The organism is Cellulomonas fengjieae, assembly GCF_018388465.1.
GTDB lineage: Bacteria > Actinomycetota > Actinomycetes > Actinomycetales > Cellulomonadaceae > Cellulomonas > Cellulomonas fengjieae.
The window spans coordinates 2543335-2558126 of the sequence record NZ_CP074404.1; the positions used below are offsets into that span (position 1 = coordinate 2543335).

Sequence of the window (14792 nt, forward strand, 5' to 3'; positions counted from 1 at the left end):
CGTGAGCTCACGTCGAGGCCACGCCCGCCTTGTAGCCGACCCCGCGGACGGTGACGACGATCTCGGGCTGCTCGGGGTCGTTCTCGATCTTGGACCGCAGGCGCTGCACGTGGACGTTCACCAGGCGCGTGTCCGCGGCGTGCCGGTAGCCCCAGACCTTCTCCAGCAGGACCTCGCGGGTGAAAACCTGCCAGGGCTTGCGGGCGAGCGCGACCAGCAGGTCGAACTCGAGCGGCGTCAGCGAGACGGGACGACCGGCACGCTGGACCCGGTGCCCGGGGACGTCGATCGTCACGTCACCGATCGCGAGGTGCTCGGGGGCGGGCTCGTCGCTGCGGCGGAGCCGCGCCCGGACGCGGGCCACGAGCTCCTTGGGCTTGAAGGGCTTCGAGATGTAGTCGTCGGCGCCGGACTCCAGCCCGAGCACGACGTCGACCGTGTCGCTCTTGGCGGTGAGCATCACGATCGGCACGCCCGACTCGGCGCGGATCTGCCGGCAGACCTCGTTGCCGTCCTTGCCCGGGAGCATCAGGTCGAGCAGGACGAGGTCGGGCTGGGTGGCGCGGAACACACCGATCGCCTCGTCACCGTCCTCGCAGAACACCGGGTCGAAACCCTCCGAGCGCAGCACGATGCCGATCATCTCGGCCAGCGCGGTGTCGTCGTCGACCACCAGCACGCGTCCCTTCATGGCGGCATTCTCGCACCGCTCGGGCCCCGACCTGGGCCACTGGGCGCGACGGATGCCCGCGCGCCTCCACAGATCACCCGGACGCGCCTCCCGGGACCTGGGCCCCATGGCACGATGATTGCTCCGTGGGAGGCCGTGGCGGCGGCGAGAACCCTCCGTACGACCGTCCGCACGACGACAGCCGAGGGAGCCGCGCTCGCATGACGAGCCCGCACGACGACGCGCCGCGCCCGCCCACCTGGGCGGCGCCGGCAGGCACAGGAGCACCGCCGCCCGAGGGTGTGCCCCCGACCGGACCCGCAGCACCGACCCCTCCGCAGCCACCCACCGGGTGGGGCCAGCAGCAGCCGCCCGGCGCGCCCGGTGCCTGGGGTCCCGCCGCGCCTCCGCCGCCCGGTGTGGCCTGGCGGCCGCCGGCCCTGCAGCCGGGGATCATCCCCCTGCGCCCCCTGGGCATGGGCGAGATCTACGACGGCGCCTTCCGTGCCGTGCGCGCCAACCCGCGCGTCATGTTCGGCCTCGCCGCCCTCGTCGTCACGCTGGCCGTCACGCTGCAGTCCGTCGTGCAGTGGTACATCAAGGGGATCATCGCGCCGCAGCTGACGGACCTGTCCACCGAGGTCGACCCGTCGGGGCAGATGGGCTTCGCCGAGCAGATGGGCTCGTCGTTCGGCTTGCTCGTCGCCGCGCCCGTCACGACGATCGCGACCACGATCCTCACCGGCCTGCTGATCCTCTCGGTGAGCCGCTCCGTGCTCGGGCAGGTCGCGACCGTCGGAGAGGTGCTGCGCTCGCGGCGGGTCTGGCTCGTCGTCGGGTTCACGTTCCTGACGGGCCTCGCCACGCTGCTCGTGGTCGGCGCGCTGGCCGCGGCCGTCGTCCTGCTGGCGGTGAACGACCAGATCGGTGCCGCGGTCGCGGTCGGCCTGGTCGGCTCGCTCGCGCTCGTCGTGGCGGCGGTCTGGTTCGCCACCCGCACGCTGCTGGTGCCGCCGGCGCTCATGCTCGAGGGCAAGAAGTTCTGGCCGACGATCACCCGGGCGTGGAAGCTCACCCGGGGCAGCTTCTGGCGCCTGTTCGGGATCTACCTGCTCACGTCGATCCTCGCGGGGATCATCGCGCAGATCATCGTCGTCCCGGCCTCGGTCTTCGGCCAGCTGGTGCTGCGCGACCCCACCGCCACGTCGTTCGCCTCGATCGTCGTGACCGGGATCGCGACCGTCATCGCCTCGACCCTGTCCACGACGTTCGTGTCCGCGGTGGTGGCCCTGCTCTACATCGACGTGCGGATGCGCCGCGAAGGGCTGGACGTCGAGCTCGCACGCGCCGCAGAATCCACCGCGTGAGCGTGCTGGCCCGGCTGGCGTCCGACGTGCCCGTCACCCCGGACGCCGAGACCGCCCGGCGCTGGGCGACCGAGGAGCTGCTCGGCGCGGAGTACCACCAGCAGGCCTCGCTGTTCAGTCGGCTGCTCGACTGGCTGGCGGAGCAGCTGGCGGGGCTGCGCACCCCGGCCGCCCTCGACCCGCTCGCGGTGCTGGCGGTCGTCGGGGTGGTCGTGGCCGTCGTCGTCGTCGCATTCCTCGTGGCCGGTCCCGTGCGCCTCTCCCGGCGCGGTGCCTCCTCCCGCAATGTCCTGGCCGAGGACGACGTGCGCACGGCCGAGCAGATCCGCGCGGCCGCGGACGCCGCGGCCGCCCGCGGCGACTGGGCGCTCGCGGTGCTGGAGCGGTACCGCGCCGTCGTGCGCGGCCTCGAGGAGCGGGCCGTCCTCGAGGAGCGCGCCGCCCGCACCGCGCACGAGGCCGCGCTCGCCGCTGCCGCGCGGCTGCCGGACCTCGGGGCCGACCTCGTGTCCGCCGGCCGGACCTTCGACGACGTCGCCTACGGCGACGTGCCCGCGACGGCCGACGACGAGCGCCGCCTGCGTGAGCTCGACCAGCGGGTCCGTGGCACGCGTGCCGCCGGTTCGGGGACCGCACAGCCGGCCGTGGCGGCGCCCCGATGACCACCACCATCACACCGGACGCCTCCGTCGTCGGTGACGGCACCTCCGCTCGCAGCCGGTCAGCCCACAGGTGGCGCCGCGCACGGTGGCCGCTCGGGCTGCTCGCGCTCGTGGTGCTCGCCGGCCTGCTGACCGCACTTCCCGCGCCCCAGACATCGACGGTGACCCTGGCGCCCGACAACCCGGCGGACCTCGGCGGCCGGGCGGCCGCGCAGATCCTGGGCCAGCAGGGCGTCGACGTCCGCTACGTGCGCCGGCTGGCGCAGGTCGAGTCCCTCGCGGGACCCGGCTCGACGGTCCTCGTCGTCGGCGACTACCTGCTCGAGGCGGAGCAGGTCGAGGCGCTCGGCGCCACCGGTGCCGACCTCGTGCTCGTCGATGCCGGATGGGCGCTGAGCCTGCTCACCGACGCGATCACGGCGGGCGGGAGCGCGTCGGGCGAGGCCGAGGTGCGCACCGCCCAGTGCGACGACCCGGACGCCGTCGCCGCCGGCCGGATCACGGCCCGCGGCGAGCTGCTGGCCACCGGCGCCGGGGCGGTCGTGTGCTTCCCCGGTCCCGAGAGCCAGCGCGGCGGGGCCTACGCGGTCGTCGAGTCCGACGGCCGCAGGATCGCCGCGCTCGCCGACGTGTCCCCGCTGACCAACCAGTACCTCGCCGACGAGGGCAACGCGGCGCTGGTGCTGCGCGCCCTCGGCCGCCACGAGCGGCTCGTCTGGTACATCCCGTCGCTCGACGACGCGATGGCCGGCGGCGAGGAGGCGGGCACCGACACCAGTGCCGTGCTGCCGCCCGTGGTCCCCATCCTCGGACTCCAGCTCCTGCTGGTAGTGGCGGTGGCCGCTCTCTGGCGCGGAAGGCGCCTGGGCCGCCTCGTCACGGAGCCGATGCCCGTCGTCGTCCGTGCCGGCGAGACGACCCGCGGTCGCGGGCGGCTCTACCGGCGCGCGCGCTCCTACGGGCACGCCGCGGCCGCGTTGCGCGCAGGGACGGCGGCACGCAGCGCCGCCAGGCTCGGCCTCCCCCGCTCGGCGCCGGCCCCGCTGGTCGTCGACGCGGTGGCGCGCGCGACGGGTCGCCGGTCCGCGGACGTCGAGGCGCTGCTGTACGGACCCCCACCGACCGACGACCGCGGGCTGGCGCAGCTGGCCCGTGACCTGGATCATCTCGAGAGCGAGGTTCACCGACCGTGACCGACGACAGCCCCGTGCAGGCAGCGACAGCCCCTACCCGCGAGCCGCACCACCCGTCCGACGAGCTCCGCGCCGCCCTCGGTGCCGTGCGCGCCGAGGTGTCCAAGGCGGTCGTCGGGCAGGACGCCGCCGTCAGCGGCCTGGTCATCGCACTGCTGTGCCGCGGTCACGTGCTCCTGGAGGGCGTGCCGGGGGTCGCCAAGACGCTCCTGGTCCGCTCCCTGTCTGCCGCGCTCGACCTGCAGACCAAGCGCGTCCAGTTCACGCCCGACCTCATGCCGGGCGACGTGACGGGCTCACTGGTGTACGACGCCCGCACCGCGGAGTTCTCGTTCCGCGAGGGACCGGTCTTCACCAACCTGCTGCTGGCCGACGAGATCAACCGCACGCCCCCCAAGACCCAGGCCTCGCTGCTGGAGGCGATGGAGGAGCGTCAGGTGTCGGTCGACGGCACGCCGCGGCCGCTGCCGGACCCCTTCCTGGTGATCGCGACCCAGAACCCCGTGGAGTACGAGGGCACGTACACGCTCCCCGAGGCGCAGCTGGACCGCTTCCTGCTCAAGCTCGTGCTGCCCCTGCCCGAGCGCCACGAGGAGATCGAGGTGCTGACGCGGCACGCCGCGGGGTTCGACCCGCGGGACCTCGCCGGCGCGGGCCTGCGCCCCGTGGCGACCCCCGACATGCTCGCGCGCGCCCGGGCCGAGGTCGGTCACGTGCAGGTGGCGCCCGAGGTGCTCGGGTACGCGGTCGACGTGTGCCGCGCGACGCGGCAGTCCCCGTCGCTGTCGCTCGGCGTCTCCCCCCGCGGCGCGACGGCGTTGCTGGCGACGTCGCGCGCCTGGGCGTGGCTGTCGGGTCGCGGCTACGTGACACCCGACGACATCAAGGCGCTCGCGCACCCGACCCTGCGGCACCGCGTCCAGCTGCGACCCGAGGCAGAGCTCGAGGGCGTCAGCACGGAGACCGTCCTGGACACCGTGCTCGCGTCCGTCCCCGTCCCCCGCTGACATGGCGGTCACCTGGCGCGCCGTCGCGCTCGCGGCGCTCGGTCTGCCGGTGGTGCTCCTGGTCCCGGCCACCGGGACGGTGCTCCTGTGGACCCTGCTCGTCGTGGTGGCGTGCACGGTGGACGTCCTGCTCGCAGCGTCCCCGCGGCAGGTCGGCGTGCGTCGGCAGGTCCCGAGCTCCGTCCGGCTCACCGAGCCCGCCGTCTCGACGCTGACCCTGAGCAACCTCGGCACGCGGCGGCTGCGCGCGCTCGTGCGAGACGCCTGGCCGCCGTCGAGCGCTGCGCAGGCCGACCGGCACCGCGTGGACGTGCTGCCGGGCGACGGGACGCGGGTGCGCACCGTGCTGGTGCCCACCCGGCGTGGTGACGCGCACGCGGACCGGGTGACGGTGCGCACGCTCGGGCCGCTGGGGCTGGCGGGCCGGCAGGCCTCGCTCGAGGTGCCGGGGCGGCTGCGCGTGCTGCCCGAGTTCGCCTCCCGACGGCACCTGCCCAGCCGGCTCGCCCGGCTGCGGGAGCTGGACGGCCGGACCTCCGTCCAGGTGCGGGGGCCGGGGACCGAGTTCGACTCGCTGCGCGAGTACGTGATCGGCGACGACGTGCGCGCGATCGACTGGCGCGCGACGGCACGGCGCTCCGACGTCGTGGTCCGCACGTGGCGGCCGGAGCGTGACCGACGGGTCCTGATCGTGCTGGACACCGGCCGCACGTCGGCGGTCCGGGTGCTCGACGCGCCTCGCATCGACGCCTCCATCGAGGCTGCGCTCCTGCTCGCCGCGCTCGCCACGAAGGCGGGCGACCGGGTGGAGCTGCTGGTCTACGACCGCAGGGTGCGCGGGCGGGTGGCCGGAGCCACGGGTCCGCGGGTCATGTCCTCCTTCGCGGACACGCTCGCGCTGGCCGAGCCGGAGCTGGTGGAGACGGACTGGCCGGGCGTCGTGGCGCAGGTCCAGCAGCGGCTCAGCCAGCGCGCCCTCGTCGTGCTGCTCACGGCGCTCGACCCGGCCGCGGTCGAGCAGGGCCTGCTCGGCGTGGCCGGGCAGCTCACCGAGCGGCACCAGGTGGTGCTGGCGTCCGTGTCCGACCCCGAGGTGGACGCCCTGCGGACCTCGCGCAGCGACGCCGCCGCGGTGTTCGACGCCGCCGCCGCCGAGCGGGTCGGCCTCGAGCGCGCCGCGGTGGCGCTGCGCCTGCGCCAGCGCGGCGCCGAGGTGGTCGACGCGCTGCCCGACCAGCTGGCGCCCCGGCTCGCCGACACCTACCTCGCCCTGAAGGCGGCCGGCCGGCTCTGAGCTCCGTGGGTGGTCCCCGGTAGGTTCCGGCTGTGACCGAGCTGCTGACCCGTGCCCGGCTCAACCGCGCCCTGCTGGCGCGCCAGCACCTGCTCGAGCGCCGGCCCGGCCCCGCGCTCGACGTCGTGGACCGCCTGGTCGGGATGCAGGCGCAGAACGCCTGGTCGCCGTACGTCGGGCTGTGGAGCCGCGTCGAGGGCTTCGCGCCCGACCACCTGGCAGCGGCGTTCTGGGACCGGTCCGTCACCCGGATCGCGGTCATGCGCGGCACCATCCACCTGGTCACCGCGGCGGACGCGCTGGTCCTGCCCCGCCTCCTCGCCCCCCTGTACGCCAAGGACCTGCGCGTCAACGCCTCGCACGCGGCGGCGCTGCGCACGATCGACCTCGCCGAGCTCACCGCGGCCGCGCGCGCCCTCGTGGAGGCGGAGCCACGGGTGACCACGGAGCTGGGCCGGCTGCTCGCCGACCGCTGGCCGGACGTGGCCACCAGCACGCTGGCGTACGCGGCGCGCGGGACGCTGCCCCTGGTCCAGGTCCCGCCCCGGGGCGTCTGGGGGCGTTCCGGGGCGACGACGTGGACCACGGCGACGGCCTGGCTGGGCCCGGAGCTGACGGCCGCGGCGCCCGACCTGGGCGACCCCGCGGTGCACGCCGCGCAGCAGGAGCGGCTGGTCCTGCGCTATCTGGCGGCGTTCGGCCCGGCGTCCGTCGCGGACCTGCAGACCTGGTCCGGCCTCACCGGCCTGCGCGAGGTGGTGGACCGCCTGGACCTCGTCCGGTACCGCGCCGAGCCGTCGCCCGGGGCGGTACGCGAGCGTGAGCTCCTGGACGTACCGGAAGGACCGCTGCCCGACGCGGAGGTCCCCGCCCCCGTGCGGTTCCTCGCCGACTACGACAACGTGCTGCTGAGCCACGCCGACCGGACCCGGATCATCGCGCCGGAGCACCGTCGACGGCTGGCGAGCCCGAACGGGGTCTTCCCCGCCACGTTCCTGCTGGACGGCCGGGTGGCGGGGACCTGGGAGATGCCCCGGGACCGCCGGGCCCGCGACCGGGTCACCCTCACCGTGCGCCCGTTCGGCGCGCTGACGGCGGCACAGCGCGACGAGGTCCGGGCCGAGGCGGAAGGGCTGGCCGCGCTCATGGCGGACGAGGCCGCCGAGCGCCCCGTCGTGGTGGTCGAACCGGACTGATCAGCCCGCGGTCGCCAGGACGTAGCCGGCCCGGTCGGCCTCGAGGTCGCCGGTCTGGCCGGCGCGTACCGCCCGCCGGCCCAGCACGAGCGTGTACGCCCAGAACGTCGCGAGCGCGATCGCCCCGATGACGACCTTGACGGCCCACGGCAGGCTCGAGCCCGTGACGAAGCCCTCGATGACTCCCGAGACCGCCAGGACCCCGACCAGGCCGATCGCCACCGTGAACAGGGCACGGGCCTCCTGGGCCAGGGCGCGTCCGCGTGGCCGGTGCCCCGGGTCGATCCAGGTCCAGAAGATCCGCAGCCCCGCGGCGCCGGCGACGAACACGGCGGTGAGCTCGAGCAGGCCGTGCGGCGCGATGAGCTGCAGGAACACGTCGAGGCTGCCGTGCGCCGCCATCATCCCGCCCGTGGAGCCGATGCTCACCGCGTTGACGACCAGCAGGTAGACCGGAATCACGCCCGTGATGCCCGTCGCGATGCAGACGGCCGTCAGCCAGGCGTTGTTGGTCCACACCATGGCCGCGAAACCCGCCCCGGGCGAGTAGTACTCCGCGAACGAGCTGTCCACGTACTCCTGCTGCTGGCTCGGCGTCCCCATCGCGGCGAGCGCCTCCGGCTGCGTCGCCACCCAGACGCCCGCGGTCACCCCGAGCGCCAGGAACGCGACCATGACGGCCACCGTCCACCAGCGGATCCGGTACAGGGCGGCGGGCAGCGCGACCACGACGAACGAGGTCACGTCGCGCCAGCTCGGCTCGTGCGTGCCGGAGATCGCCGCGCGGGCGCGGCCCACGAGCATCGACAGCCGCGTCACCATCTCCGGGTCGGGCGCCGCGGACCGCACGCTCGACAGGTCGGTGGCGACCGCCTGGTAGAGGCGCACCAGCTCGTCGGACTCGGCACCGCTGCGCCGGCGCTGCCGGACCAGCTGGTCGAGCCGCTGCCAGTCGGCCGCGCGTGCCTGCTCGAAGGCGTCGAGGTCCATGCCGCACAGCCTGCCATCCCGAGCGCGCGGCAACGGCTAACCTGCCCAGCATGGACGGCATCATCACGGGCGAAGGGGTCCTCCTCGACGCGCGGCCCACCTCGGCCGCCACACGACTCCTGGCTGCGCTGCTGGACCTCATGGTCCTGGGCGTCGGCCTGTTCGTGCTGTTCGTCGCGCTCGGCGCCGTCGCCCCGGACGCGTCCGAGGAGATGGGCCGGATCCTGGTCATCGTGCTGATGGCGACCGTCACGGTCGTGATCCCGACGACGGTCGAGACGCTCACGCGCGGCCGCTCGCTGGGCAAGCTGGCGATGGGCATCCGGATCGTGCGCGACGACGGCGGCCCGCTGGTGTTCCGCCAGGCGCTCGTCCGCGCGCTCACCGGCGTCGTCGAGCTCTGGTTCACGCTCGGCACGGTCGCCCTGATCTGCTCGATCGTGCACCCGCAGGGCAAGCGTGTCGGCGACATCCTGGCGGGCACCTATGCGGTGCGGGTGCGAGGGGCGGCCAAGGTCCGCACGCCGGTGCTGATGCCCCCGCAGCTCGCGGGATGGGCCCACACCGCGGACCTCGCGCGGCTGCCCGACGGGCTCGCGCTGTCGGTCCGCCAGTTCCTCGGCCGCGCCGCGTCCCTGCACCCGGCGTCACGGGTGCAGCTGGGCTCACAGCTGACGGCCGAGGTGCAGCGCTACGTCAACCCGCTGCCCCCGGTGGGCACCCACCCCGAGGCGTTCCTGGCCGCGGTGCTCGCGGAGCGCCGCGAGCGGGAGACCGTCGCCCGGCTGCGCGCCGACCAGCGCGCCGCCGTGGAGGCGTCGCAGCTCCAGCGACTCCCCCACGGCATCCCCGACCCGGTGAACTGACGACCTGGTGCACTGACGACCTGGTGCACTGACGACCCGCCGACCTGACGCCGCTCAGTAGCGGTAGTGGTCCGCCTTGTACGGACCGGCCACGTCGATGCCCAGGTACTCGGCCTGCGACTTGGTCAGCTCCGTGAGCCGGACGCCGAGGGCGCCCAGGTGCAGGCGCGCGACCTTCTCGTCGAGGACCTTGGGCAGCCGGTACACCTCGCGGGCGTACTCGTCCGGCTTGGTGAACAGCTCGATCTGACCGATCACCTGGTTGGAGAACGAGTTGCTCATCACGAACGACGGGTGGCCGGTGGCGTTGCCCAGGTTCAGCAGCCGACCCTCGGACAGCACGATGATCGAGCGCTCAGGACCCACCTCGTCGGCGGGGAAGGTCCACTCGTGCACCTGCGGCTTGATCTCGGTGCGGGTGATCCCCGGCACGGCCGCGAGCCCCGCCATGTCGATCTCGTTGTCGAAGTGCCCGATGTTGCCGACGATGGCCTTGTTCTTCATCCGGGACATGTGCGCGGCCGAGACGACGTCCTTGTTGCCGGTCGTGGTGATGACGAAGTCGGCCTGGTCGATGACGTCGTCCAGGAGAGTCACCTGGAAGCCGTCCATCGCCGCCTGGAGCGCGCAGATCGGGTCCACCTCGGAGATGATGACGCGCGCGCCCTGCCCGCGCAGCGCCTCCGCCGCCCCCTTGCCCACGTCGCCGTAGCCCGCGACGAACGCGACCTTGCCGCCCATGAGAACGTCCGTCGCCCGGTTGATCCCGTCCGGGAGCGAGTGCCGGATGCCGTACTTGTTGTCGAACTTGGACTTGGTCACCGAGTCGTTGACGTTGATCGCGGGGAACAGCAGGCCACCCGCCTCCGCCAGCTGGTACAGGCGGTGCACGCCGGTCGTCGTCTCCTCGGTCACGCCCTTGATCTGGGCCGCGATCGTGGTCCAGCGCTGCGGGTCCGCCGCGAGCGAGCGCCGCAGCGTGTCCAGGATGACGAGCAGCTCCTCGGAGTAGCCCTGCTCCCCCGGACCGGGGTCGGCGGGCACGGCGCCGGCCGCCTCGTACTGGACGCCCTTGTGCACCAGGAGGGTCGCGTCGCCGCCGTCGTCCAGGATCATGTTCGGCCCCGTCCCGCCCGGCCAGACGAGGATCTGCTCGGTGCACTCCCAGTACTCCTCGAGGGACTCGCCCTTCCAGGCGAACACCGGCACCCCGGCCGGCGCGTCGACCGACCCGTGCGGGCCCACGACGACGGCGGCGGCGGCCTCGTCCTGCGTCGAGAAGATGTTGCAGGACGCCCAGCGGACCTCGGCGCCGAGGGCGACGAGGGTCTCGATCAGCACCGCCGTCTGCACGGTCATGTGCAGCGAGCCTGCGACGCGCGCACCGGCGAGGGGCTGGGTGGGACCGAACTCGGTGCGCAGGGCCATGAGGCCTGGCATCTCGTGCTCGGCCAGGCGGATCTGGTGACGGCCGGCCTCCGCGAGGGTCAGGTCGCGGACCTTGTACTGGCCGGGGAGCTCGCTGAACGTGGGCATCTCACTCCTGAGGGTGCGCATGTGGGCGTGGCCGACCGGGGCATGCGCCCTGGTCGTTCGCGCCGGCGCGACCCCTCTCGGTCTGCGGGCATCACCCACGCCGTCCCGGCCATGCTAGCCGGGTGTGAGCCGCGCCACACCGTCCCAGGTCAGACGGGGTCAGACCCGGTCAGACCCGGCTCAGACCCGAGGAACCGGCACACCCTCGGTGACGAGCAGCACGGGGATCCCGTCGCGCACCGGGTAGGCGAGCGGGTTGTCCGGGTCCGTCGACACGAGCGTCGGCTCGCCGTCGGGACCGACGCCGTCGACCAGCGTCGCGCCCGTGGCGGGGCAGCGCAGGAGCTCGCGCGCCCACGGCTCGAGCGAGCGTCCGTCCTCGGTCGCGCCCATCAGGACGCGCCGTCCTGACGGACCAGCGCGAGCACGTCGTCGCGGACCTTCTCCATGATGTCCTCGTCCGCCGCCTCGACGTTGAGCCGCAGCAGCGGCTCGGTGTTCGACGCCCGCAGGTTGAACCACCACTGCGGGTGGCCGTCCCAGTGCGACACCGTCAGGCCGTCCAGCTCGTCGACGGTGACCGGCCCCGCGCCCTGCTGCGTCACGTACGCCTCGACGACGCGCGCGCGGGCCGCCGGGACGTCGGACACGCGGGAGTTGATCTCGCCGCTGGCCGAGTACGGCTGGAACTGCAGGGCCAGCGCGGACAGCGGGTGAGGCTGACCGCCGAGGGCGGCCAGCACGTGCATCGCCGCGAGCATGCCCGTGTCGGCGAAGAAGAAGTCGCGGAAGTAGTAGTGCGCGCTGTGCTCGCCGCCGAAGACCGCGTCGTGCTCGGCCATCTGCGCCTTGATGAACGAGTGGCCCACGCGGGTGCGCACGGTCGTCGCCCCCGCGGCCGTGAGCAGGTCCGGAACCACCTGGGAGGTGATGAGGTTGTGGATCACGGTCGGCGTGCGGCCCGCGGCGCGCTCGCGCTCGACCTCGCGCAGGCCGACCAGCGCCGTGATGGCCGACGGGCTGACCGGGTCGCCGTTCTCGTCGATGACGAAGCAGCGGTCGGCGTCGCCGTCGAACGCGAGACCGAGGTCCGCGCCGTGCTCCACGACCGCGGCCTGCAGGTCCCGGAGGTTCTCCGGCTCGAGCGGGTTGGCCTCGTGGTTGGGGAACGTGCCGTCCAGCTCGAAGTACAGCGGCACGACGTCCAGCGGGAGCGCCGGCAGCCCTGCCCCCGTGCCGAGCACGGCCGGCGCCGTGAAGCCGCCCATGCCGTTGCCCGCGTCGACGACGACCTTGAGCGGGCGGATGCCGGACAGGTCCACCAGCGACCGCAGGAACGAGGCGTACTCGGCCAGCATGTCGCGGTCCTCCACCGTCCCACGCTGGGCGGCGTCGACCTCGGGCACCGAGCCGGCGAGGTAGTCGCCCGCCAGCTCGCGCACGGTGGTCAGCCCGCTGTCCTGGCCGACCGGGCGGGCACCGGCCCGGCACAGCTTGATGCCGTTGTACTGCGCGGGGTTGTGGCTCGCGGTGAACATGGCGCCGGGGATGCCGAGCACGCCGGACGCGAAGTACAGGCCGTCCGTCGACGCGAGGCCGATCCGGATGACGTCGACGCCGCGCGCGGCCAGGCCGTCGGCGAAGGCCGCCACCAGCTCGGGGCCGGACGGCCGCATGTCGTTGGCGATGACGACGCGGGGGCGGTCCGTCGCCTCGGGGAGCACCACCACGTCGGCGAACGCCGCGCCGATCGCGCGGGCGACGGCGGGGTTCAGCTCGTCGGGGACGACACCTCGGACGTCGTAGGCCTTGATGAGGGCAGTCAGATCGACACGGTCGGCTGCTGGGGAGGTCACGCGGTCATCGTACCGGGGACGAAGACCGTCCCGGTCGGGCCCGACGGCTCAGGCGGGACCACCGACGACGTCGTCACGGTCCAGCGGGACACCGCGACCGTCGAGCGGGAACCAGTTGCGCTGCTCGCAGGCCGGGCACGACACGAAGACCACCTGCCGCCCGTCGGCGAGGGCCATCCGGATCCGGGTCAGCTCGGTGTCGCCGCACCGCAGGCACGCCGCGGTTCCGGGCACGCCGGGACCGTGCGGCTGGCTGATCGAGCCCAGTGGCTCCCCGGCACGCTCCGCGCGTGCACGCGCTGCCTCGCCCTTGCGGCGCGCCACGTCAGCCGTCCCCGCGCAGCACGCGGAGGTGACCGCGGCGAGGGCCGTCGACCAGCGCGGCACCGAGCGTGGGCACGGGCACCGTTTCGGGCTCCGTGCGGCGGCCGGCCTCGCGCACCGCGTCGGCCAGCGCCAGCAGGTCGTCCCGGCTCGGCGGCGCGGGCGTGAACTCGGGCGTGAGCCGGACGACCTCCCACCCGCGGGGGGCCGTGAGCCGCTCGGCGTGCTCGATGCACAGGTCGTACGAGTGCGGCTCGGCCTGCTGCGCCAGGGGTCCCAGCACGGCGGTCGAGTCGGCGTACACATAGGTCAGCGTGGCCACGGCCGCACGGCCGCAGGCCGTGCGCGAGCACTGCCTCACGGATCTCACGGGGTGACCGTACCCCCGGGCACCCGGACGCGGGTGTCCCCCACGCCGTCGCCCCTCCCCGATCTACAGTGCTCGGGTGAGCTCTGCACCTCCGCCCGCCCGCCGACCGTCGGGGATCGGCCGCCGCGCCCTCGCGCAGCCCACCGCGGTCGCCCCCGTGCGTCGGCGCGACCGTCGTGGGCGGGGGCCGCGTGGACCGCTGCTGCCCAGCACCATGCCGGCCTACCGGACGCGGGCCGAGCGCTTCGACGACCTGGTCCTCGACGCGGTGGAGCGCATCGAGCGGACCTGGGCCCGTCAGCTGGACGGCACCGAGTTCGCGGTCGAGGACGTCCCGCCGTCCGACCCCGCTCCGTGGGAGCACGGCGGAGTCCCGCTGGGTCGGTACTTCCCGCCCGACGCCGGGCTCCCCGCACGGATCCTGGTGTACCGCCGGCCGGTCGAGGCGCGCGCGACCGACCCGGCCGACCTGGCGGACCTGGTCCGCGACGTCGTCGTCGAGCAGGTCGCCCACCTGCTGGGGCGCGCACCCGAGGACGTGGACCCCGGCTACGGCGATGCCCACTAGCCTGTCCGGACGATGAGCACCGCCGAACCTGCCCTGCCCCCCGCCGTCCGCGTCGTCTGCGTCGTCTACCACCCCGGTGACGAGCTCGCGACCTTCGCCCGGACCCTGGCCACCGCCTCGACGGCGCCGGTCGAGCTGGTGATCGTCGACAACGGCACGGACGCGTCCGTCGCGCGCGAGGTGGCCGACGAGTTCGGCGCCCGGCTGGTGGCCACCGGGGCGAACCTCGGCTACGGGGGCGGCGCGAACGCGGGTGCGGCCGGGACCACGGCGCCGTGGATCGTGGTCGCGAACTCCGACATCGAGTGGCAGCCCGGCTCGCTGGACGTGCTCCTCGAGGCCGGCCGGTCCGACCCGCGCATCGGGTCCGTCGGCCCGACCCTGCTCAACACCGACGGGACCGTGTACCCGTCCGCGCGCGAGCTGCCGTCGCTGACGCAGGGGGCCGGCCATGCGCTGTTCGTGCGCTTCTGGCCCGGCAACCCGTGGACCCGGCGGTACCGGGCGCACGAGCGCGACGCCTCGGTCCGACGACCCGCGGGGTGGTTGTCGGGCGCCTGCCTGCTCCTACGCCGGGAGGCGTTCGAGGCCGTGGGCGGCTTCGACGACGGCTACTTTATGTTCTTCGAGGACGTCGACCTCGGCGAGCGCCTCGGACGGGCCGGGTGGGTCAACCTGTACGTGCCGGAGGCGCAGGTCACGCACGTCGGAGGCACCTCCTGGCGCGCCAAGCCCGCCGCCATGATCTCCGCGCACCACGCGAGCGCCGCCCGGTACGTCGGGCGCCGCTACCCGCACTGGTACCAGTGGCCCGTCCGCATGGCGGCCACCCTCGGGCTGCGCCTGCGGGAACGCGCGGAGCTGCGCGCCGCGCACTGAGCGGCTGCCGGCCG

Annotated in this window: 16 protein-coding genes; 9 read left to right on the plus strand and 7 right to left on the minus strand. The window is 74.3% G+C overall.

Annotated features, from left to right (window positions below):
- Positions 1 to 7 precede the first annotated feature (7 nt).
- On the minus strand, positions 8 to 691 hold the full coding sequence (mtrA, locus tag KG102_RS11770; protein WP_208211598.1) for an MtrAB system response regulator MtrA: 684 nt from the start codon (positions 689 to 691) through the stop codon (positions 8 to 10).
- A 200-nt stretch (positions 692 to 891) separates the two neighbouring features.
- On the opposite strand from mtrA, the gene KG102_RS11775 reads away from it, so the two are divergent.
- Genes KG102_RS11775 through KG102_RS11800 form a run of 6 tightly spaced genes read left to right on the plus strand, consistent with a single transcriptional unit; the run spans position 892 to position 7389 of the window.
- On the plus strand, positions 892 to 2037 hold the full coding sequence (locus KG102_RS11775) for a glycerophosphoryl diester phosphodiesterase membrane domain-containing protein (protein WP_208288708.1): 1146 nt from the start codon (positions 892 to 894) through the stop codon (positions 2035 to 2037).
- Positions 2034 to 2699, plus strand: a complete 666-nt coding sequence (locus KG102_RS11780) for a DUF4129 domain-containing protein (RefSeq protein ID WP_208211602.1) — start codon at positions 2034 to 2036, stop codon at positions 2697 to 2699. Before KG102_RS11775 ends, KG102_RS11780 begins: the two co-directional genes overlap by 4 nt.
- Positions 2696 to 3892 (plus strand): DUF4350 domain-containing protein, encoded by a 1197-nt coding sequence (locus tag KG102_RS11785; RefSeq protein WP_208288706.1) that lies wholly within the window; start codon positions 2696 to 2698, stop codon positions 3890 to 3892. The genes KG102_RS11780 and KG102_RS11785 overlap by 4 nt, the downstream gene beginning before the upstream one ends.
- The gene (locus KG102_RS11790; RefSeq protein ID WP_372438267.1) at positions 3889 to 4899 is read left to right on the plus strand and encodes an AAA family ATPase; all 1011 of its coding nucleotides are present in this window, start codon (positions 3889 to 3891) and stop codon (positions 4897 to 4899) included. Before KG102_RS11785 ends, KG102_RS11790 begins: the two co-directional genes overlap by 4 nt.
- A 1-nt stretch (position 4900) precedes the next feature.
- Positions 4901 to 6193 (plus strand): DUF58 domain-containing protein, encoded by a 1293-nt coding sequence (locus tag KG102_RS11795; RefSeq protein WP_208211606.1) that lies wholly within the window; start codon positions 4901 to 4903, stop codon positions 6191 to 6193.
- 32 nt (positions 6194 to 6225) lie between these two features.
- On the plus strand, positions 6226 to 7389 hold the full coding sequence (locus KG102_RS11800; protein WP_208288704.1) for a winged helix DNA-binding domain-containing protein: 1164 nt from the start codon (positions 6226 to 6228) through the stop codon (positions 7387 to 7389).
- Here the strand turns inward: KG102_RS11800 and KG102_RS11805 are convergent, their stop codons facing one another.
- A complete protein-coding gene (locus KG102_RS11805) occupies positions 7390 to 8379 on the minus strand; it encodes a stage II sporulation protein M (RefSeq protein ID WP_208211609.1) in 990 nt (329 codons plus the stop codon).
- A 50-nt stretch (positions 8380 to 8429) separates the two neighbouring features.
- Here KG102_RS11805 and KG102_RS11810 point away from each other — a divergent pair, with 50 nt between their 5' ends.
- On the plus strand, positions 8430 to 9245 hold the full coding sequence (locus tag KG102_RS11810; protein ID WP_208288702.1) for an RDD family protein: 816 nt from the start codon (positions 8430 to 8432) through the stop codon (positions 9243 to 9245).
- Positions 9246 to 9299: 54 nt separating this feature from the next.
- On the opposite strand, the gene ahcY is transcribed toward KG102_RS11810, so the two are convergent.
- The 5 genes from ahcY to KG102_RS11835 all read right to left on the minus strand — a co-directional run bounded on the left by ahcY (position 9300) and on the right by KG102_RS11835 (position 13331).
- Entirely contained in the window at positions 9300 to 10781 is a 1482-nt protein-coding gene (ahcY, locus tag KG102_RS11815) for an adenosylhomocysteinase (RefSeq protein WP_208211613.1), read from the minus strand.
- A 180-nt stretch (positions 10782 to 10961) separates the two neighbouring features.
- On the minus strand, positions 10962 to 11174 hold the full coding sequence (locus tag KG102_RS11820) for a Trm112 family protein (RefSeq protein ID WP_208211615.1): 213 nt from the start codon (positions 11172 to 11174) through the stop codon (positions 10962 to 10964).
- Positions 11174 to 12637 carry a phosphomannomutase/phosphoglucomutase gene (locus KG102_RS11825; RefSeq protein ID WP_208211617.1) on the minus strand — a complete coding sequence of 488 codons (1464 nt, stop codon included), beginning with the start codon at positions 12635 to 12637 and terminating at the stop codon, positions 11174 to 11176. Before KG102_RS11825 ends, KG102_RS11820 begins: the two co-directional genes overlap by 1 nt.
- Positions 12638 to 12685: 48 nt before the next feature.
- Complete coding sequence (locus tag KG102_RS11830; protein ID WP_208211619.1) at positions 12686 to 12961, minus strand: hypothetical protein; 276 nt, start codon at positions 12959 to 12961, stop codon at positions 12686 to 12688.
- A 1-nt stretch (position 12962) separates the two neighbouring features.
- Positions 12963 to 13331: a DUF3499 domain-containing protein gene (locus KG102_RS11835; protein WP_208211621.1), complete on the minus strand. Its 369-nt coding sequence runs from the start codon at positions 13329 to 13331 to the stop codon at positions 12963 to 12965.
- 76 nt (positions 13332 to 13407) lie between these two features.
- Here KG102_RS11835 and KG102_RS11840 point away from each other — a divergent pair, with 76 nt between their 5' ends.
- Positions 13408 to 13899, plus strand: coding sequence for a metallopeptidase family protein (locus tag KG102_RS11840; RefSeq protein WP_307802358.1), 492 nt, complete (start codon positions 13408 to 13410; stop codon positions 13897 to 13899).
- 12 nt (positions 13900 to 13911) lie between these two features.
- A complete protein-coding gene (locus KG102_RS11845) occupies positions 13912 to 14778 on the plus strand; it encodes a glycosyltransferase (RefSeq protein WP_208211623.1) in 867 nt (288 codons plus the stop codon).
- The last annotated feature ends 14 nt before the right edge of the window (positions 14779 to 14792 follow it).